18 protein-coding genes are annotated in these 18,573 nt (G+C 62.3%); 6 read left to right on the plus strand and 12 right to left on the minus strand.

Annotated elements, in window-relative coordinates; genetic code table 11:
* Nucleotides 1–8 precede the first annotated feature (8 nt).
* The 7 genes from RO069_RS15450 to RO069_RS15480 all read right to left on the minus strand — a co-directional run bounded on the left by RO069_RS15450 (nt 9) and on the right by RO069_RS15480 (nt 6,827).
* Nucleotides 9–449, minus strand: a complete 441-nt coding sequence (locus RO069_RS15450) for a DUF4426 domain-containing protein (RefSeq protein WP_328188742.1) — start codon at nt 447–449, stop codon at nt 9–11.
* Nucleotides 450–451: 2 nt separating this feature from the next.
* The gene (metW, locus tag RO069_RS15455; RefSeq protein ID WP_328188744.1) at nt 452–1,051 is read right to left on the minus strand and encodes a methionine biosynthesis protein MetW; all 600 of its coding nucleotides are present in this window, start codon (nt 1,049–1,051) and stop codon (nt 452–454) included.
* Nucleotides 1,048–2,196 carry a homoserine O-succinyltransferase MetX gene (gene metX, locus RO069_RS15460; protein WP_328188746.1) on the minus strand — a complete coding sequence of 383 codons (1,149 nt, stop codon included), beginning with the start codon at nt 2,194–2,196 and terminating at the stop codon, nt 1,048–1,050. Before metX ends, metW begins: the two co-directional genes overlap by 4 nt.
* 157 nt (nt 2,197–2,353) lie before the next feature.
* The gene (locus tag RO069_RS15465; RefSeq protein WP_328188748.1) at nt 2,354–4,318 is read right to left on the minus strand and encodes a dynamin family protein; all 1,965 of its coding nucleotides are present in this window, start codon (nt 4,316–4,318) and stop codon (nt 2,354–2,356) included.
* Nucleotides 4,319–4,571: 253 nt separating this feature from the next.
* On the minus strand, nt 4,572–5,141 hold the full coding sequence (locus tag RO069_RS15470) for a YggT family protein (protein WP_328188749.1): 570 nt from the start codon (nt 5,139–5,141) through the stop codon (nt 4,572–4,574).
* A gap of 48 nt (nt 5,142–5,189) precedes the next feature.
* On the minus strand, nt 5,190–6,026 hold the full coding sequence (gene proC, locus RO069_RS15475; RefSeq protein WP_328188751.1) for a pyrroline-5-carboxylate reductase: 837 nt from the start codon (nt 6,024–6,026) through the stop codon (nt 5,190–5,192).
* 57 nt (nt 6,027–6,083) lie between these two features.
* Nucleotides 6,084–6,827, minus strand: a complete 744-nt coding sequence (locus RO069_RS15480; RefSeq protein WP_328188752.1) for a YggS family pyridoxal phosphate-dependent enzyme — start codon at nt 6,825–6,827, stop codon at nt 6,084–6,086.
* A gap of 110 nt (nt 6,828–6,937) precedes the next feature.
* Here RO069_RS15480 and RO069_RS15485 point away from each other — a divergent pair, with 110 nt between their 5' ends.
* The 3 genes from RO069_RS15485 to RO069_RS15495 all read left to right on the plus strand — a co-directional run bounded on the left by RO069_RS15485 (nt 6,938) and on the right by RO069_RS15495 (nt 10,716).
* Nucleotides 6,938–7,972, plus strand: a complete 1,035-nt coding sequence (locus RO069_RS15485) for a type IV pilus twitching motility protein PilT (protein ID WP_328188753.1) — start codon at nt 6,938–6,940, stop codon at nt 7,970–7,972.
* Nucleotides 7,973–8,040: 68 nt separating this feature from the next.
* Nucleotides 8,041–9,162, plus strand: a complete 1,122-nt coding sequence (locus RO069_RS15490; protein ID WP_328188755.1) for a PilT/PilU family type 4a pilus ATPase — start codon at nt 8,041–8,043, stop codon at nt 9,160–9,162.
* Nucleotides 9,163–9,342: 180 nt separating this feature from the next.
* Entirely contained in the window at nt 9,343–10,716 is a 1,374-nt protein-coding gene (locus tag RO069_RS15495) for an OmpP1/FadL family transporter (protein WP_328188757.1), read from the plus strand.
* A 2-nt stretch (nt 10,717–10,718) separates the two neighbouring features.
* On the opposite strand, the gene RO069_RS15500 is transcribed toward RO069_RS15495, so the two are convergent.
* Both RO069_RS15500 and polA read right to left on the minus strand, forming a co-directional pair.
* A complete protein-coding gene (locus RO069_RS15500) occupies nt 10,719–11,090 on the minus strand; it encodes a hypothetical protein (protein WP_328188759.1) in 372 nt (123 codons plus the stop codon).
* 225 nt (nt 11,091–11,315) lie between these two features.
* Nucleotides 11,316–14,039, minus strand: coding sequence for a DNA polymerase I (gene polA / locus RO069_RS15505; protein WP_328188761.1), 2,724 nt, complete (start codon nt 14,037–14,039; stop codon nt 11,316–11,318).
* A gap of 99 nt (nt 14,040–14,138) precedes the next feature.
* Between polA and RO069_RS15510 the strand changes: the two genes are divergently transcribed.
* A complete protein-coding gene (locus tag RO069_RS15510) occupies nt 14,139–14,483 on the plus strand; it encodes a DUF2782 domain-containing protein (protein WP_328188763.1) in 345 nt (114 codons plus the stop codon).
* A gap of 47 nt (nt 14,484–14,530) precedes the next feature.
* On the opposite strand, the gene RO069_RS15515 is transcribed toward RO069_RS15510, so the two are convergent.
* The gene (locus RO069_RS15515) at nt 14,531–15,235 is read right to left on the minus strand and encodes a fibronectin type III domain-containing protein (protein WP_328188765.1); all 705 of its coding nucleotides are present in this window, start codon (nt 15,233–15,235) and stop codon (nt 14,531–14,533) included.
* Nucleotides 15,236–15,608: 373 nt separating this feature from the next.
* Here RO069_RS15515 and RO069_RS15520 point away from each other — a divergent pair, with 373 nt between their 5' ends.
* On the plus strand, nt 15,609–16,154 hold the full coding sequence (locus RO069_RS15520) for a hypothetical protein (RefSeq protein WP_328188767.1): 546 nt from the start codon (nt 15,609–15,611) through the stop codon (nt 16,152–16,154).
* Nucleotides 16,155–16,229: 75 nt separating this feature from the next.
* Here the strand turns inward: RO069_RS15520 and RO069_RS15525 are convergent, their stop codons facing one another.
* Both RO069_RS15525 and pyrE read right to left on the minus strand, forming a co-directional pair.
* Nucleotides 16,230–16,880 carry a DUF4124 domain-containing protein gene (locus RO069_RS15525; protein ID WP_328188768.1) on the minus strand — a complete coding sequence of 217 codons (651 nt, stop codon included), beginning with the start codon at nt 16,878–16,880 and terminating at the stop codon, nt 16,230–16,232.
* Between the two features lie 127 nt (nt 16,881–17,007).
* Complete coding sequence (gene pyrE / locus RO069_RS15530) at nt 17,008–17,646, minus strand: orotate phosphoribosyltransferase (RefSeq protein ID WP_328188769.1); 639 nt, start codon at nt 17,644–17,646, stop codon at nt 17,008–17,010.
* An 82-nt stretch (nt 17,647–17,728) separates the two neighbouring features.
* Here pyrE and RO069_RS15535 point away from each other — a divergent pair, with 82 nt between their 5' ends.
* On the plus strand, nt 17,729–18,538 hold the full coding sequence (locus tag RO069_RS15535; RefSeq protein ID WP_328188771.1) for an exodeoxyribonuclease III: 810 nt from the start codon (nt 17,729–17,731) through the stop codon (nt 18,536–18,538).
* Nucleotides 18,539–18,573: the final 35 nt, after the last annotated feature.

The raw sequence follows: 18,573 nt of genomic DNA on the forward strand, positions 1-18,573 counted from the left end.
AATCCTGGTCAGTCATTGAACAGCGCCTGGGAGAAACGGATTGGCAGGTCCTGGGCGTGGCCACTGGGGCGGGCGGTGATCTGGAAGGTCATCAGTTCACCGGCGCTGTACTGGTACTCGGCAATGAAGTACACCGCATCCCCCTCCTGGATCCGGCGAAACGCCAGGAAGCTGGGCTGGCCCACATCATTGAGCGCCTTGCCCTCCACCTGTCCCGGTACCGTCCTGATGCCCCCATTGTCCCCTTGGGTCATGATGGCGATGTTGACAATGCCAATGCCCCTGCTGCGGTTGAGGTTGTTGGCGGCCGCCACCTCCGGTGGCAGGAAGGTGCTGGGAAATACCGCATAGTGGACCTGGTATTCCCCGAAATCGACGCTCTTCTCCTGGGCCGTGACGGGGCCGGCGAGAGTCAGCAACAACAGCGTCAACGTAATTGCGAGCTTCATGGTCAGTCTCCCCGTGTAATGCGGTAGATGGCAATCTGGCCCAGCAGGTTGGGCCAGAGGCGGCTCAGCCAGCGGTCCTGGTGTTCACCGTCCACTACCGTACGATTACGGATGCGGAAGTTCTTCTGATGACACAATGCCTCAAAATCCTTGAAGGTGCACAGGTGAATATTGGGCGTGTCATACCATCGGTGGGGCAGGGTTTCCGATTCCGGCATCCGTCCCCGCCACATCAGGTACCAGCGTAGCCGCCAATGGGCGAAGTTGGGAAAGGTGACGATGCCTTCCCGTCCCAGGCGCATCATTTCGTCCAGCACGATGTCCGGCCGTTGCACGGCCTGCAGGGCCTGGGTCATCAGCACGGTGTCGAAGCTGTCGTCATCGAAGTTGGACAGGCCCTGGGTGTCCAGGTTCTGTTCGATCACCGGCACGCCCTTGCCCATGCACTCGGTGATATGGTCCGGGTTGATCTCCAGGCCAAAGCCGGTGGTCTGTTTCTCCTGTTGCAGGTACTGCAGCAGGGTGCCGTCACCACACCCCAGATCGAGCACATGGCTGCCGGGACGGATCCATTGCTGGATGATCTCGAGGTCGGCCCTCATGCCCCCACCTCCCGTGCCACCCGGTTCATGTAGGCGGAGAACACGGCATTGTACCGGGGGGTCGGAATCAGGAAGGCGTCGTGGCCCCAGGGTGCGTCGATTTCCGCGTAACTCACCCGGCGCCGGGCGGCGATCATGGCGTTCACCAGTTCCTCCGACCTGGCCGGGGTAAAGCGCCAGTCACTGCTGAAGGACAGCACCAGGAATTCGCAATGGGCCTTGGCCATGGCCTTCACCAGATCGTTGTCGGTCTCATAGGCCGGGTCGAAGTAGTCCAGGGCCCGGGTCATCAGCAGATAGGTATTGGCATCGAAGGTCTCGGAGAAGCGTTCCCCCTGGTAGCGCAGGTAGCTTTCCACCTGGAACTCCGCATCGTAGCCGAACTGGTAGGCCTGGTCCCTCAGTTCGCGGCCGAATTTTTCACCCATGGAAGCATCGGACAGATAGGTGATGTGCCCCACCATGCGGGCCAGCATCAGGCCGCGCCGGGGCAGGGTGTTGTGCTTGTAGTAGTGGCCGCCGTGAAAGTCGGTATCGGAGGTGATGGCCCGGCGCGCCACTTCGTTGAAGGCAATGTTCTGGGCCGTGAGCCGGGGGGTGGAGGCAATCACCACGGCATGTCTGAGGCGATCCGGGTAGCTGATGCTCCACTGCAGTGCCTGCATGCCCCCCAGGGAGCCGCCCACCACGGCGGCCCAGCAGTCGATGCCCAGCCGGTCGGCAAGCACCACCTGGCTGTCCACCCAGTCCCGCACCGTCACCACCGGGAAGTCCGGACCGTAGGGCTCGCCGGTGTCCGGGTTGATGCTGCTGGGGCCGGTGCTGCCGTGGCAGCCGCCCAGGTTGTTGATGCTCACCACGTAGAAGTGGTTGGTGTCGATGGGCTTGCCCGGCCCGATGCAGGCGTCCCACCAGCCCGGCTTGCGTTCGTCCATGGAATGGTACCCGGCGGCATGGTGGTGGCCACTGAGGGCATGGCAGATGAGCACGGCATTGCTGCGCCTGTCATTCAGGGTGCCATAGGTTTCCACCACCAGGTCCCACTGCTTCAGGGTCCGGCCACAGGCGAGCGTCAGGGGCTCGTCAAAATGCAGGGTTTGTGGGGTAACCAGGCCTACAGAATCCGAAGGCAGGGAGTCGGGCATCGATGCGGTTGAGTCCTTGATTGGTCGTCTCGGGTCGTTCATCCAGCCGTCTTCCGGGCCGGTGCAAGCCCTTCAGTTTAAAGGGGCGACGACACCGCTGCAACCAAACCCTGGCAGCGTGGTCCGCTGCCAGGGTGATGTTAACTGGCAGGCCTGGTCAGGCAATGCCAGAGATATTGACCACTTTCTGCTGGCTGAGGGTGGGGGCGGGGCGGCGGATCTGTCGCTGCATGGTATCTGCCAGTTCCAGTTGCTTGCGCAGGTCGGTGATGGTGTTGGTGAGGCGTTCCCGTTCGGCCTTGCTGTCACGGTCACTGCGGACCATGTCGCGGATGCGTCGTACCTGATGCTCAAGCAGCTGCTTCTGCTCCATGGAGTATTGCATGATCGGCAGCAGTGCCTCGCCGGGCCAGCGCTCCACGTCACGACGGACCCGGTCGTGCAGGGTGCGGGCCTCGGTCACCATGACCTGGAAGAAGCGACGGATCAGCTGGTTCTGCTCCCGCAACAGGTTGCCGGGGGCACGGCGGAAGCGGGTGGCCCGCTTGCGCAGTTCACGGATGGCGATCACGTGGCGGCCCGCCCGCAGGGGGATCGGTTCCAGGTGCCGGGCCCGGGTGTCCTGGTTGTAGCGCCGGTAGATGGCTTCCACCATGCGCTCCGCCAGGCGGCCTTCTGCCAGCAGGTTCTGCAGGTCGCTCTCCAGTAGCTCGAAGAAGTGGTCCATGGCCTGGCTCATGCCGGCGGAGGTCCAGCTCCTGGTCATCATCTGGCGGACGGTGGCGGCATGGGCATTGAAACGCTCCTCACTCACCATGTCCGTCAGGATATCGCCCTGGGACTGCATCAGCCGGCGGCTGGAGCGCAGGGTGATCAGCTTGCGGTAGTAGAAGTCGTAATCGGTCTGGGCGCGGTCCGCCAGCCGGCGCAGGGCTTCCCGATCAACGGCGCTGCCGGCGCAGGCCTGGCGTTCCTCCTCCAGGCTTTCCAGTCGGGACTGCATCGCCGCCTGGCTGTTCTGCAGCATGCCCAGCAGATCATTGATCAGGCTCTGGGTGATCAACTCTTCCTTCTGCTTGAGGATACGGCCCACCAGCAGACCTTCCAGTTCGGGCAGTTCGCTGCGGTCAAGCAGGGTATCGTCACCCCGCGTCTTCGCGGTCAGGCCCTGTTTGGCGGACACCGGGATGACCTCGTCGTCCTTCAGGCCAAGCTGGTTGGCGGTGTTGTGCCGGACCCGGTCGATGCCCTGCTGGACCTGTTCGTCGGACTGGAGTTCATCCCACAGGGTGTCGATCTTGTTGAGCACGGCGAACCGGCCGGCACGGTGGTCGGCGTCCTCGGTATCGATGTGCTCCTTCCAGATGGTCATGTCGCTGGCGGTCACGCCGGTGTCGGCGCTGAGCAGGAACAGGATGGCATGGGCCGCCGGCAGCAGGCTGACGGTCAGTTCCGGCTCCGAGCCCAGGGCGTTGAGCCCGGGCGTGTCGAGGATGCGCAGTCCCCGCTCGAACAGTGGATGGCGGATGCTGATCTGGGCACTGCGCCAGGACGGGATCAGTACCTGCCCGGGGTTGTCGAGATCGGCTTCCAGCATGGATTCGCTGAAGCCGAAACGACGGGCCTGTTGCGGGGTGACGCTGCGAACCCGGGCCACTTCGGCAAGCACGGCCCGCATGGTTTCCGGGTCGTCCTCGTCCAGTTCGTAACGGATCCAGTGCTCCGGGTGGCGGCGCAGTTCCTGCAGCGACAGGTCCTCCTCGCGGGTCTCGATGGGCAGCAGTTTCAGGTAGTTGCTGCCGTTGGCCCGGTCAAAGAACAGCTCCGTGGGGCACATGGTGGTGCGGCCCGCCTGGGACGGCAGCATGCGCTGGCCATACTCGGAGAAGAACAGGGCGTTGATCAGCTCGGTCTTGCCACGGGAGTACTCGCCCACGAAGGCGATGGTCAGTTCGTCCTCGATCAGCAGTTCGACGCCCCGGCGGATGCGCTCGCTGACATCCTCGGAGTACAGGTCGTTGTCCTGCAGCCAGAGCCGGTAGCGACTGATCTGGCGAATGAGTTCCTTCTTCCACTGGTGATAGGCTTCAACCTGGTGCGCCAGGATGGCTGGTCCGTTCATGGTACTTGCCCTGTCCGCTTGGCAGACTTCCCCAAGAGCGTCTGCGGTGATCTGAATGCTTGTCCGGTGGTCCGTTCCGGGCAGCGTCAGGTGGTGGTCCCGACAGGCTTGCCGGTGTCCCTGCATCAATCGCGCGTACAATTGTCGCAGGTTAACAATCGATAAGGTTTAGCGTATGTCGGTTTTATCGTCAGATCTGTTAAGCCGGTCACAGGAGTCCAAACGCACCCTGGCCCTGTGACCGTTGATGTGATCAGACCGGCATGCCCACCGCAGCACCCAGGTGATCCACCACCACCCGCAGCACGTTGAGGATCAGGAAGACAAAGATCGGGGACAGGTCGAGGCCGCCCAGCGGGGGGACGATATTGCGGACCGGCCGCATCACCGGCTCGGTGATCTGGGCCACCAGGGCGATGGCGGGATGGTCACTCTGGGGCGCCACCCAACTGATGATCACCACCGCCAGCACGCTCCAGAAGTAGATGTTGATGATCAGGTCGAGTACGTAGACCCCGGACCAGGCCAGCAGGGCCACGGGGTTCAGTTGCATGATGGAGTAACCGCTGGCCACCCATAGCAGTGTGAAGAACAGGGCGCTCACCAGTACCGCCAGCACCAGCGAGGCGCCATCGACACCGCCGATGCCCGGAATCACCCGGCGCAGGGGGCGCAGCGGGGCGTTGGTGGCCTTGACCACGAACTGGGAAATGGGGTTGTAGAAGTCGGCCCGTGCCAGTTGCAGCAGAAAGCGCAGCAGTACCACGGTCAGGTAGAACATGGACACGAACTGCAGCACGGTGATGAAGATCTTGGCCAGCATTGGGGCAGTTTCTCCGTTAAAAGCCTGAAATGTGGTGTGGATTGCCGGTTATTTGCTGGCGTCCGCCAGCTCTTTGGCCATTTCCCGGGAGCGGCTCATGGCGGCGTTGTAGGCTTTTTCCACCAGGGGCCGCAGGCCGCCTTCCTCGAAGGTGTTGATGGCCTGCTCGGTGGTGCCCCCGGGGGACATGACATTGCGCTTGAGCTGCGCCGGGTCGTGCTCGCTGCGGGCGGCCATTTCGGCGGCGCCGGCCATGGTCTGGATGGCCAGGCCCCGGGCGGTTTCCGCCGGTATGCCGGCCTCGCTGGCGGCCGCTTCCAGGGCTTCAAGCATCAGGAAGAAATAGGCCGGTCCGCTGCCGGACAGGGCCGTCACCGCGTGGAGCTGGTTTTCGTCCTCCAGCCACAGTGCCTTGCCGATGCTGTTGAAGATGGACTCAACGGTCTGCTTCTGCTCGTCGCTGACTTCCGAGTTGGCGTACAGACCGGCGGCACCCATGCCCACCAGGGACGGGGTATTGGGCATCACCCGTACCATCGGCAGGCCGCCGCCCAGCCAGCCATCCAGGGTGTCGGCGGTCAGGCCGGCGGCAATGGATACCATCAGCGGACGGGTGTTCTGGGCCACCGGGGTAATGTCCCGGCATACGTCGGCCATGATCTGGGGTTTCACCGCCAGGATGAGTACGTCCGCCTGCTGGGCGCAATAGCGGTTGTCGGTGGTCACGCTGACGCCGAACTTGCGGCGGATGGCCTGCAGGTGGTCATCGTCCGGAGCGCTGACCCAGATGCCGTCGGCCTGGAAGCCGCTGTCCAGCATGCCGCCAATGATGGCGCTGGCCATGTTGCCTGCGCCGATAAAGCCGATTGTCGGTGATGTACTCACAGTTCACTCCGCATCATGAAAATGTTGATCGCAAATCATACCAGTTAAATCGAGCGCTTACCTGCTCGCCCGGGTGTCCGGGCCACCCTGGCCGGTACCGCTGGAATAGTCCCGGGCGCCGAACAGGGCCGTGCCCACCCGTACCAGGGTGGCGCCCTCGGCGATGGCCAGTTCCAGGTCGCCGGACATGCCCATGGACAGGGTGTCCAGCGGACCGGTCACGTTACCCCGCTTTTTCAGATCCGCCAGCGCGCCAGCCAGCGCCCGGAAGCTGGCGCGCAGGTGGTCTTCCGGCTGCCCCGGGTCGGGAATGGCCATCAGCCCCCGCAGGCTCAGGCGGGGCAGTTCACTGATGGCGGCGGCGAGCTCCGGCAGTTCCTCCAGGCGGCAGCCGGATTTGCTGTCTTCCTCGTCCACATTCACCTGCAGGCAGAGGTTCAGGGGCGGCAGATGGTCCGGGCGCTGTTCGCTCAGGCGCCGGGCCACCTTGAGCCGGTCCACGCTGTGCACCCACTGGAAATGCTCGGCAATGGCCCGGGTCTTGTTGGACTGGATGGGGCCGATAAAATGCCACTCCACATCGGGCAGGTCCGCCAGGGCGTCGATCTTCTCCAGGGCTTCCTGCAGGTAGTTTTCGCCGAACGCCCGCTGGCCGGCAGCGGCCGCTTCACGAAGGTCTTCCGCCGGTTTTGTCTTGCTGACTGCGAGCAGGCTCACACTTCCGTTGGCTCGACCGGCAGCCTTTGTTGCTTTTTGTATGCGTCGGGTTACGCTCCTGATGTTGTCTGCTATGCTGCTCATAATAATTTCTGACTGCCGCTGGCGTGCTGTATAGGGGCCTCACGTTAACCCCGGGGCCGGTAAAAACCAAGCGGGCCAGGGCATAAAAGAACGGCCTTCCGAGGAACCCTATGGATATTACTGAACTGCTGGCCTTCTCGGCTAAACAGGGTGCGTCTGACTTGCACCTGTCTTCCGGGTTGCCCCCCATGATTCGTGTCGATGGCGATGTACGCCGGATCAACCTTCCGCCGATGGAGCATAAAGAGGTCCACGGCCTGATCTATGACATCATGAATGACAAGCAGCGCAAGGATTACGAAGAGTTCCTGGAAACCGACTTCTCCTTCGAAGTGCCCGGTGTGGCCCGCTTCCGGGTCAACGCGTTCAACCAGAACCGTGGCGCCGGCGCCGTGTTCCGGACCATCCCCTCGAAAGTGCTTACCATGGAAGATCTGGGCATGGGCCAGGTTTTCAAGGATATCTCCTCGGTGCCCCGTGGCCTGGTACTGGTGACCGGCCCTACCGGCTCCGGCAAGTCCACCACCCTGGCGGCCATGCTCGACTACATCAATGATTCCCGCTACGAGCACGTGCTGACCATCGAGGATCCCATCGAATTCGTGCATGAATCCAAGAAGTGCTTGGTCAACCAGCGGGAAGTCCACCGTGACACCCTGGGGTTCAGTGAGGCGCTGCGCTCGGCCCTGCGGGAAGACCCGGACATCATCCTGGTGGGTGAGCTTCGTGACCTGGAAACCATCCGCCTGGCGCTTACCGCCGCGGAAACCGGTCACCTGGTCTTCGGCACCCTGCACACCACCTCGGCGGCCAAGACCATTGACCGGGTGGTGGATGTGTTCCCGGCGGAAGAGAAATCCATGGTGCGGTCCATGCTATCGGAATCGCTGCAGGCGGTTGTTTCGCAAAGCCTGATGAAAAAGATGGGCGGTGGCCGGATAGCGGCTCACGAAATCATGATCGGTACCGCAGCAATCCGTAACCTGATCCGCGAAGATAAGGTGGCCCAGATGTACTCCGCCATCCAGACCGGTGGATCGCTGGGTATGCAGACCCTGGATCAGTGCCTCCAGCGATTGCTGCAGAAGGGCCTGATCAGCCGCGAGGCGGCCCGGGCCAAGGCCAAGATTCCGGACAACTTCTGACACTGACAACGATAGGACACCGGCGATAGCGGTGCCGGCAAACGCGACTGAACGCTGGACTTACTCTCATGGAATTCGAAAAACTGCTGCGATTGATGGTCGAGAAGGGCGGCTCGGACCTGTTCATCACCGCCGGGGTGCCGCCCAGCATGAAGGTTAACGGCAAGGTGCTCCCGGTCACCAAGAACGCCCTGACGCCGGAGCAAACCCGGGAGTTTGTCTATGGCTCCATGAACTCCAAACAGCAGGCGGAGTTCGAGGAAAGCCATGAGTGCAACTTCGCCATCAGCGCCCGGGGCATCGGCCGTTTCCGGGTAAGCGCCTTCTTCCAGCGCAACCTGTGTGGCATGGTGCTGCGGCGGATCGAGACCAAGATTCCGCAGATCGATGACCTGACCCTGCCGGACATCATCAAGGACCTGGCCATGACCAAGCGTGGCCTGATCATCTTCGTGGGGGCCACCGGTACTGGTAAGTCCACCTCCCTGGCGGCCATGCTTGGGCACCGTAACCGCAACAGTCGAGGGCATATCATCTCCATCGAGGATCCCATCGAATTCGTCCACCAGCACCAGGGGTGTATCGTCACCCAGCGGGAAGTGGGCATCGATACCGACAGCTTCGAGACCGCCCTGAAGAACACCCTGCGCCAGGCGCCGGATGTCATCCTCATTGGTGAGGTCCGGACCCGGGAGACCATGCAGTACGCGGTACAGTTCGCCGAGACCGGTCACCTGTGCCTGGCCACCCTGCACGCCAACAACGCCAACCAGGCCCTGGATCGGATCATCCAGTTTTTCAACCCGGACCAGCACAACCAGACCTGGATGGACCTGTCCCTGAACCTCAAGGCGATCGTCGCCCAGCAACTGATCCCGACCCCGGATGGCAAGGGCCGGCGGGCGGTTATCGAGGTGCTGATCAACACCCCGCTGGTGGCGGACCTGATCCGCAAGGGCGAGGTGCACAAGCTCAAGGAACTGATGGCGAAGTCCACCGAGTCGGGCATGCAGACCTTTGACCAGGCGCTGTACACCCTGTACTCCGAGGGGGCGATTACCTACGAGGACGCCCTGGCCCATGCCGATTCCGCCAACGACCTGCGCCTGATGATCAAATTGGGCACCGATGCCAAGGGCTCCGACCAGCTATCGTCCAGCGTCGACAAGCTGTCCATCCAGAACGACTGAGTCTCCCCGGTATCGCCCCCTGTCGAGCAGGTAGGGGGCGCGTCGCCTTCCCTGTTTCGACGCCTGATGCATGTCCAGTCTCAATGCATTGATATTTCGTATATTAGTCATAAGCAGGCGATATTTTTCGGTGATTATCCGTGCTTCGTATACTCCGCGCGCGCTAATAGAGGAGATACCATGCACAAATCACACAAAACGCTCGCCCGCTCCATCCGTCTCGTTTCATTGACCGCCGCCCTGGCACCCGCCGGTGCCCTGGCCGGGGGCTTTTCCCTGAACGAGCAGAGTGCCAGTGCCATGGGCACCGCCAATGCCGGTGCCGCCGCCAACCCGGAGAATGCCGCCATTGTCCTGTTCAACCCGGCCGGCATGAGCCAGTTGTCCGGCACCAACGTGTCACTGGGGGCGGCGGTGCTTGATATCGATGCCGAGGCCAAGGGCGACTCCATCGACGTGAGCCGCCAGAACCCGTCAGTGCCGGTCCGGCCCGCGTCGGACGGGGGCGACATCGCGGATCCGGCGGTGCTGCCCCACCTGTACCTGACCCACGAGATCAATGAGTCTGTTGATGTGGGCTTTGGTATCCATGCCCCCTATGGCCTGGCCGCCGACTACGACAACGACTTTGCCGGTCGCTACTTCGCGGACAAGACCGAGCTGACGGCGGTTGCCTTTACCCCGGCGATCTCCGTGAGCAACGGGACAGGGCTGTCCATGGGCGCGGGGCTGAACGTGATCTATGCCGAGGGTCGGCTGACCCGCTACCAGGACCTGAGCGCGACGGCCGGTGCGGGCGCACTGGCGCTGCCCGAGCCCTACGCCGATATCGAGGGGGATGATGTCGGCATGACCTTTCGCGTGGGTTTCCTCTACGAACTGTCGGACCGGACCCAGTTTGGCCTGACCGCCCAGACCGGTACCGAGCTGGAGCTGGAGGGCGACGCCGAAATCCACAATGTGCCAGTGGCGCCCACCTACACCCAGACCACGACATTGAATGAGAAGGTGACCGTTCCCCTGGCCATTCCGGAAACCGTCACCTTTGGTGCACGGCACCGGCTGACTGATGATGTCACCCTGCTGGCCGGCGCCACCTATGCCAAGTGGAGCCGCTTCGAGGAGCTGGACGTTATCAGCCGTGACCAGGACGGCGACATCACCGCCGGCTCCGGGGAGTACGTCACCCATATCACCGAGGAGTGGAAAAACACCTGGCAGTTCAACCTGGGCGGCATCTGGCAGGCGACACCGGCCTGGGCCTTCAAGGCTGGTTACGCCTGGGACGAATCACCGGTGGATGACTATGTGACCGCCCGGATACCGTCGGAGGATCGCCACTGGCTGACCCTGGGAACCCAGTGGAAGGATGCCCGCAGCGGCTGGGCCGTGGATGCGGCCGTGGGTACGCTGATCTTTGCGGATGATGCCGAGGTCAGCGATCGGGAGTACAGCCATGACAACCCGAACGTGCCGGCGTCGTCCGCCAGCTATGACGCCACCTATGAACTCAGCGCCTGGAGTGCCTCGCTGCAGGTCAGCAAGGCGTTCTGACACTAGCCCACCACCTGGCCCCGGTAGATCACCTTTGGCTTCCGGGGCTGGGAACCCTCATCCTGCGGGCTGCTTGCCGGGGGTTCTGGATCCGGGATGGACTGTCCCCGATAGGTTCTTTTGCCGTTGGCGGGTGAGGGCTCGCTCAGCACGTCCGCCAGTTCCGGCACGCTCTCCTTCAGTTCGGCCCAGGTTCGTGTCAGGGCATCGGAGCGCGAGCGGTCGGCAAAGCTGGCCAGTTGCTCCACCAGTGACGCCTCCGTCAGGTGCAGCTTGACCCCGAACTCCATCTGGATCAGCCGCCGGCACTGCTGGATCTTCTTCATGGTGGAGGGATTGAACAGCCAGTTACGTTCACTCGCCAGAGATGCCATGGAAGCCTGCCTCATGTCTGGAATCGGATAAGTGGCTAATATCGTAGCCAGAATCGTGCCATGGCATCCGAACCGCTCAAGGCGTCAACAGGCAGTCTGTGGGGTCACCTTTGGCGGCGGGAGCGTGGTGTGGGAGAGGGTGAGGCGGTGCATGCTTGGTCCGGCACGCACCGTATTGGGGCGATTGTCGATGACCGTGTCAGGGCCGGCAGGCTGACCTGTTTATCAGTGGGCTTCGTCCCAGTTGTCACCGATCCCGGTTTCCACCAGCAACGGCACGTTAAGCTTCGCCGCGGCTGACATGCGTTGCTCCAGGCCCTGGCAGATGGTGTCCAGGGCGTCTTCCCTCACTTCCAGGATCAGTTCGTCGTGCACCTGCATGACCATGCGGGCCTCGTCGGCATGGTTGCCGGTCAGCCAGTCCTCGACGGTGATCATGGCCCGCTTGATGATGTCGGCGGCGGTGCCCTGCATGGGGGCGTTGATGGCGGTGCGCTCGGCGGCCTGCTGCATCTGCTTGTTACGGGCGTTGATCTCGGGCAGGTAGAGCCGGCGCCCGGCCAGGGTCTCCACGAAACCGTCGTCATGGGCCTGCTTGCGGATCCGTTCCATGTACTCCAGCACCCCCGGATAGCGGTGGAAGTAGCGGTCGATGTAGTCCTGGGCCACCTTGCGCTCCACCTCCAGCTGCCGGGACAGGCCGAACGCGGACATGCCGTAGATCAGGCCGAAGTTGATGGCCTTGGCGCTGCGGCGCTGGTCGCCGGTAACATCGTCGGTACTGACCCCGAACACCTCGGCGGCAGTGGCCCGGTGGATGTCCTCGCCCTTCTCGAAGGCGGTCAGCAGCCCCTTGTCACCGGACAGGTGGGCCATGATCCGCAGTTCGATCTGGGAGTAGTCCGCTGCCACCAGCTTGTAGCCTTCCGGCGCCACGAAGGCCTGGCGGATACGGCGGCCCTGCTCGGTGCGCACCGGGATGTTCTGCAGGTTGGGCTCCGATGATGACAGGCGCCCGGTGGCGGCCACCGCCTGGTGGTAGGAGGTATGGACGCGCCCGGTGCGGGGGCTGATCAGCTCCGGCAGGGTATCGGTGTAGGTGGACTTGAGCTTGCTCAGGCTGCGGTGCTCCAGGATCAGCCGGGGCAGGCGGTGGTCGTGGGCCAGTTCCTGCAACACCGGTTCCGCGGTGGACGGCGCACCCTTGGGGGTCTTCTTGACCACCGGCAGCCCCATCTTGTCATAGAAGATGGCCTGCAGTTGCTTGGGCGAGCCCAGGTTGAAGCTCTCTCCGGCTTCCTCGTGGGCTTCCTGCTCCAGTTCCGCCATGCGCTCCGCCAGTTCCTGGCTGTGGCGTCTCAGGGTCGGAGCGTCAATCATCACACCCCGCTGTTCCATATGGGACAGCACCGGCACCAGGGGCAGGTCGATGTCCCGGTAGACCGCGTCGAGTCGACCGGTTTCCGCCAGTTGCGGGCGCAGCACATGGTGCAGGCGCAGGGTGATATCCGCATCCTCGGCGGCGTAGTCGGACGCCTGTTCCAGGGCGATCTGGTTGAAGGTGAGCTGCTTGGCCCCCTTGCCGGCAATCTCCTCGAACTTGATGGTCTTCTCGCCCAGGTACTTCAGGGCCAGGCTGTCCATGTCGTGACGGGTAGCGGTAGAGTTGAGCACGTAGGACTCAAGCATGGTGTCCTCGGCGATGCCCGCCAGGGAGATGCCGTGGTTGGCCAGCACGTTCTTGTCGTACTTGAGGTTCTGGCCCACCTTGCGGTGTTCCGGGCTTTCCAGCAGTGGCTTCAGCCTCTCAAGGGTGGTGTCCCGGTCCAGTTGCTCCGGCGCGCCCATATAGTCGTGGGCCAGGGGCAGGTAGGCGGCCTTGCCGGGCTCGATGGCAAAGGACAAACCGACAATTTCCGCCTCGCTGTAGCGCAGGCTGGTGGTCTCGGTATCGAAGGCGAACAGCTCGGCTTTTTCCAGGCGGTCCAGCCACTGGTCCAGTTGCGAGGTGGTGAGGATGGTGTCGTATTCCCGTTCCGGCGGGGTGTTGTCCGGTTGGTCGGAGGTATTATCACTGTTGTTGCCGTTGTCACTGGAATACTCGGCAATCCAGGTCTTGAATTCGTACTCCCTGAACAGCGCCAGCAACTGCTCCCGGTCTTCCGGCTCCGGCGCGACTTCCTCGATACCGAAGGCCAGTTCCACATCCGTACGGATGGTGGCCAGTTCCCGGCTCAGGGGCAGGTGGTCCAGGGCATCCCGCAGGTTGTCCCCGATCTTGCCGCCCACTTCATCGGCGTGTTCTATCAGGTTGTCCAGGTTGTCGTACTGCTGCAGCCATTTGACGGCGGTCTTGGGGCCGCACTTGGTGACACCGGGAATGTTGTCCACGGTGTCGCCCACCAGGGCCAGATAGTCCACCACCTGTTCCGGTTTGATGCCGAACTTCTTCTCCACGCCATCCCGGTCCATGGCGGTTTCGGTCATGGTGTTGATCAGGGTGACGTGGTCACTGACCAGTTGCGCCATGTCCTTGTCGCCGGTGGAAATCACCACGTCGACGCCCTTGCTGGTGGCTTCCGTGGCCAGGGTGCCGATCACGTCGTCGGCTTCCACGTCGGGGATGATTAGCAGTGGCAGCCCCATGGCCCGGACAATCTCGTGAATGGGGTCAATCTGGACGCCCAGGTCTTCCGGCATGGGGGGGCGGTTGGCCTTGTAGTCCTCGTACAGGTCGTGGCGGAAGGTCTTGCCCTTGGCATCGAAGACCACCACCACCTTGGAGCCCGGGAAGTCCTGCTCGAGCCGACGCAGCATGCTGATCACGCCCTTGATCGCTCCCGTGGGGTGGCCCTTGCTGGTGGTGAGCGGGGGCAGGGCATGGTAGGCCCGGAACAGGTAGGAGGATCCGTCGACCAGGACTACGGGGGGCGTCTTTTGCTGACTCATATCAAGGGAAATCCGGAATCTGTTTGAAGGTTCGGGTGGCTTGTGCAACGCTTCAGATAAGGTTGTTGCAACAGCGGCCTGTCGAACACAGAGGTTATCATGAAAAGGCTCTCCGTCTCCCTGTTGGCGCTGTCCCTGCTGGTGGTTTTCCATGCCGCCCGGGCCCAGGATGCCGACTCGCCCCTGGATGAAAAACCCGATGCTCCCGACGAACCGGTGGTCATGCCGGAGTACCAGCCGGACACTTCGGAGTCACAGATTGTGATCCGACCGGGGGAGGATGTGGTGTACTACGAGTACCGGATCAAGGGTGAGATCCGGGAGATCAAGGTCGTGCCCAGGGTGGGCCCCTCCTACTACCTGGTGCCCGCTGAAGGCGGTGGCTGGATCCGGGAGGGAGAGTCCTCCCTGCTGGTGCCAAGCTGGGTCCTGTTCCGCTGGTAGATTCGCTCGCCCGCCCCGCCCCCCGGGGTGAGGGGGGCATCGGGCTCTCAGATCAGGTCCACGGGGACTGGCTCGGAGCGCTGGCTTTCCAGGCCATTGCTGTCCAGGGTGCTGACGGCGAACTCATAGGCACCCGGCTTGAAGTCGTCCAGCAGCAGGCTGTTTGCGTCCGGGCCTTCGACCACCAGGGAGTCGAATTCGTCCTGGTGGCGTAGCCGGTAGTAGACACGGTAACCCCTGATTTCACCGGGATACAGCTTGCTACCGTCCTCCCGGGTGAGGGGGCCGTCCCACTGCAGGGTGGGGCGCTGGGCCACCGGGTCCGGTTCTTCAGGTTCCGGTTCCGGCTCCGCGACCTCCGGATCGTCATCGGTAGCGGGTTCCTCCGGTTGAAGGCCATTGCCGCCGTCGGCGTTATCCGTTTCCGCGTCGTCCGGTACCGGCACCGGGATGGGGTCGGCAAAAATGGGATTCTCGACCACAACGCCCGGCTGGGCGATCTGCGGGGGAGCGTTGCCTTCATCGGCAACGGCCTTGTCCGACTGATTGGAACCGGCGTCGGTCTGGTCCTGCTGGTTTCGGGCCGTTCCGGAGTCCTGGGTATGGTCCTTTTCGCTGGCGGTCTGTGTCCCGGCGTCTGCCGGTTCCGCCGCGCTGGAGGTTCCCGAATCACCGCCACAGCCGGCCAGGACCAGACTGAACAGTGCCGCCAGACTCCATGACAGTATCCTGCGTTCTTCCTGAAGCGCCATGATGTTTCCTCGCACGTTGTGCCCGCACCCGATAGTCGCCAGCCTGTTAATGAGTGGGCCGGCCGGGGCGGGTTGCCGGTGCCTCGCCGAGACCAGAAGAAGGCTCAGCGCCCTGTTTCACCGGTTATGGTCGGGATGTGGGCCTCCCGGATGCCACTGCGCACGAAAATACCTTCGGATTATGGGCGACCCGAATGCGGGCTCAAGTGACCATTTGGTAAATTGCTGGCTGGTTCACCGAATTGCCGTTTGAGGATCGACGGCTGGATTAGTATGAATACTCTAACTTCCCTCCCTAAGCTATGACTGACATTGCCGGAGAGTCTGATTCCTCCGGTTCGGGTTATCAGACACAGATCAAGGGGAGTTCGATATGAGCAGACTACATAGCTGGCAGGAACAACTTCAGGGCATGGTGGACAAGGGCATCGATGCCGCCGAGAACACACAGAAGCAGATTTCTTCCAAGCCCTTCGACCTGGCGGAGCGCATTGAAACCGAAGTTCGCCAGTACCGGGTCAAGAATCTTCGCAAACGTTACAATGGCGCGAGCGGCAAGGTCTTCGACCAGCTTCGGACGTTCAATAGCCGTGTCGGTAACTTTGCCGCCGACCTGGTGGCAAAGCTGGAGAAGGAAACGGCGGATACCGCCAAGTCCGTGAGCAAGACGGCCGATGAGATTGCGGAAGACGTATCCTCCACCGCCAAGTCCGCCGCAAGCGACGTTTCCACCACGGCGCAGAAGGGAGCTAATCGGGTTTCCCGTGGTGCCCAGTCCACCGCGAAGGACGTTTCCAATGCGGCCGATTCCGCGAGCAAGGAAGTGTCCAAGGCGTCACAGAGCGCCCGCCGGACGACATCCAGCAACCGCAGTGCCCGGAGTCGTTCCGCAAGCACGAAGAGCACAAGCAAGGCCTGATTGAGGTCGGTAGACCTAGTGATGCAACAAAGGCCACCGTGACGGTGGCCTTTGTTTTGTCGGGGGAGGGGGCGGCTAGCGGTTTTCCCTGGTGGCGTCAGGATCCAGGGGCAGTGTCCTGTCCTGCTCGGTAATCACTTCCAGTCGCTCGATGTCCTCGACGTAGCTTTCGCGGATCTCCTCCATTTCCCGGTTCTGGGCGTCAATCTCCGCTTCCAGCTCCCGGATCTGCTGCTCCAGGCGGTCAATCTTGTCCAGGGTGGATTCGGGGATCTCCCGGCCGGACCGTTCCAGGTCGGCGGCCTTGGATTGCTCGGAGTCCAGTTGGGACTCGATAACCGAAATATTGCCCTGCTTGAGCTGGTTCAGCCCTTCCAGTTCATCGATCTTGCGGTGGAGGGCGCGCACCGCATCGTCCGGGTGCCGATAGCGGCGCAGCAGGGCCTTGTCCCGCTCCAACTGTTCCGCAGCCTCCTGCTGCCGGCGTTCTTCCTCGGCCCGTTGCTGCAGCTCTTCTTCCGTGGGGGCGGGAGCAATGCGATCGACCACCCGGCCCTGGCTGTTGAGGATCTCATAGCCGCGGGTGGAGGCTTCCTGGGGAACGGTATTACTGATCACCATCTGCCCGTTGTCGTCCTTGTAGCGGTACATCCTGGCATCGGCCAGGCTGGTGACCAGCAGGCAAGTGGCAGCGAGAAGGCAGGTTGTCAGTTTCGTCGGTCTCACCGGTGACACCGTTGTTGGTTAATGGCGTACATCAATATCTGTATGCAGCAAGAGCATACCAGACATGGCGAGCGTATTTCCGAGCTATGTCACAGGCCAGGAAAACCGTCTGGCTGTCCTCTCAGACTCACACGCCGTATTGTGCCCGGTAGGCGGCAATACGGTCCGCATGGCCGGAGAAATCCGGATGTCCCTCGATGTACTCCAGGACCTGCTCCAACCGGATGATGCTTATGACCGGTATGCCGTAATTCTGTTCCACCTCCTGGATGGCGGACAGGTCACCCTGGCCCCGCTCCTGGCGATCAAGGGCGATCAGCACGCCGGCGGGGGTGGCGCCCGCCGCCTCGATAATGGCCATGGATTCACGGATGGCCGTGCCGGCGGTGATGACATCGTCGATAATCAGCACCTTGCCCCGCAGCGGCGCGCCGACAATGTTGCCGCCCTCGCCATGGTCCTTGGCCTCCTTTCGGTTGAAGGCCCAGGGGCGGTTATCCCCCTGCCTTGCCAGTGCCATGGCGGTGGTGGTGGCCAAGGGAATGCCCTTATAGGCAGGGCCGAAAATAATGTCATAATCCAGCCCGCTCCGGGTGAGAGCGGCGGCGTAGGCCTCACTCAGCCGTAACAGGTCGTTGCCGTTGTTGAACAGTCCGGCATTGAAGAAATAGGGGCTGGTGCGACCTGACTTCAGGGTGAACTCACCGAAACGGAGCACCTCCCGGTGAATGGCAAACTCTATGAAATCGCGCTGGTAGTCGTGCATGACAAGGCTTCTGGCGGGGTCTGGTTCTTTCAAATACGTATAAAACCGGTATCATACACACAAACTGAATCAGGGAATACGTATGCGTGTAGTATCAATCAGCGTCAGTGGCCTGGAACAGGCGATTGACAGGGGCTTCTTTGACTGGATTGCCGACCAGGACGCCGACGTAATCTGTGTTCAGGACCATCGCATGCGGGTCTATGAGATAGAGGACCGGAACCTGATCCCCGAGGGCTACGAAGCCTACTTTATCGACGGCGAACTGGATGAGCACGGTGGCGTGGGTATCTATACCCGCCATTTCCCCAAGGCCATCATGTATGGCTTTGCCAGTGAACAGGCGGACCGGGAAGGCCGTTTCATCCAGGCGGATTTTGACCGCGTCAGCGTGGCCAGCGTGCTTGCCCCCTGTGCCCTGGGTCGTGAGGAGGAACTGCTGGGCGACGAGAACGACCTGACCGTCCTCGATCACAAGGACGAGTTCATGGACGCATTCGGCATGCACATGCAGAAGACGCTCCGTAAGCGGCGCCAGTTCATCTTCTGCGCCAACCTGCAGACCGCCCAGCATGTCACCGATGCCAGTCCCATCTACCACCAGCTCGATGTGTCCGGCTTCCTGCCCCATGAGCGTGCGTTCCTGGACCGACTGTTTGACGAACTGGGCGCCATTGACGCCTTCCGCGAGATCAACAAGCAGAGCAACCAGTTCACCTGGTGGCCGGAATGGGACGGTGGCGAGCGAAAGAATGTGGGGCTGCGTGCCGACTACCAGATGCTGACACCGGGCATCCGCAAGACCATCCGCGACGGCTGGATTGATGAGTCCACCCGTTTCTCGGACCATGCCCCGCTGATCATGGACTACGATATCGATATCGGTTTCTGACTGGTCGTCGGAAACAAAAAAGCGCGCCGGAGCAA

The sequence above is a fragment of the Marinobacter sp. OP 3.4 genome (assembly GCF_036224885.1).
Classification (GTDB): domain Bacteria; phylum Pseudomonadota; class Gammaproteobacteria; order Pseudomonadales; family Oleiphilaceae; genus Marinobacter.

Bases quoted from the DNA above. Each gene is read 5' to 3' on its own strand.
- RO069_RS15450 (WP_328188742.1), bottom strand. From the start codon at position 449: ATGAAGCTCGCAATTACGTTGACGCTGTTGTTGCTGACTCTCGCCGGC.
- metW (WP_328188744.1), bottom strand. From the start codon at position 1,051: ATGAGGGCCGACCTCGAGATCATCCAGCAATGGATCCGTCCCGGCAGC.
- metX (WP_328188746.1), bottom strand. From the start codon at position 2,196: ATGCCCGACTCCCTGCCTTCGGATTCTGTAGGCCTGGTTACCCCACAA.
- RO069_RS15465 (WP_328188748.1), bottom strand. From the start codon at position 4,318: ATGAACGGACCAGCCATCCTGGCGCACCAGGTTGAAGCCTATCACCAG.
- RO069_RS15470 (WP_328188749.1), bottom strand. From the start codon at position 5,141: ATGCTGGCCAAGATCTTCATCACCGTGCTGCAGTTCGTGTCCATGTTC.
- RO069_RS15480 (WP_328188752.1), bottom strand. From the start codon at position 6,827: ATGAGCAGCATAGCAGACAACATCAGGAGCGTAACCCGACGCATACAA.
- RO069_RS15485 (WP_328188753.1), top strand. From the start codon at position 6,938: ATGGATATTACTGAACTGCTGGCCTTCTCGGCTAAACAGGGTGCGTCT.
- RO069_RS15490 (WP_328188755.1), top strand. From the start codon at position 8,041: ATGGAATTCGAAAAACTGCTGCGATTGATGGTCGAGAAGGGCGGCTCG.
- RO069_RS15495 (WP_328188757.1), top strand. From the start codon at position 9,343: ATGCACAAATCACACAAAACGCTCGCCCGCTCCATCCGTCTCGTTTCA.
- RO069_RS15500 (WP_328188759.1), bottom strand. From the start codon at position 11,090: ATGGCATCTCTGGCGAGTGAACGTAACTGGCTGTTCAATCCCTCCACC.
- polA (WP_328188761.1), bottom strand. From the start codon at position 14,039: ATGAGTCAGCAAAAGACGCCCCCCGTAGTCCTGGTCGACGGATCCTCC.
- RO069_RS15510 (WP_328188763.1), top strand. From the start codon at position 14,139: ATGAAAAGGCTCTCCGTCTCCCTGTTGGCGCTGTCCCTGCTGGTGGTT.
- RO069_RS15515 (WP_328188765.1), bottom strand. From the start codon at position 15,235: ATGGCGCTTCAGGAAGAACGCAGGATACTGTCATGGAGTCTGGCGGCA.
- RO069_RS15520 (WP_328188767.1), top strand. From the start codon at position 15,609: ATGAGCAGACTACATAGCTGGCAGGAACAACTTCAGGGCATGGTGGAC.
- pyrE (WP_328188769.1), bottom strand. From the start codon at position 17,646: ATGCACGACTACCAGCGCGATTTCATAGAGTTTGCCATTCACCGGGAG.
- RO069_RS15535 (WP_328188771.1), top strand. From the start codon at position 17,729: ATGCGTGTAGTATCAATCAGCGTCAGTGGCCTGGAACAGGCGATTGAC.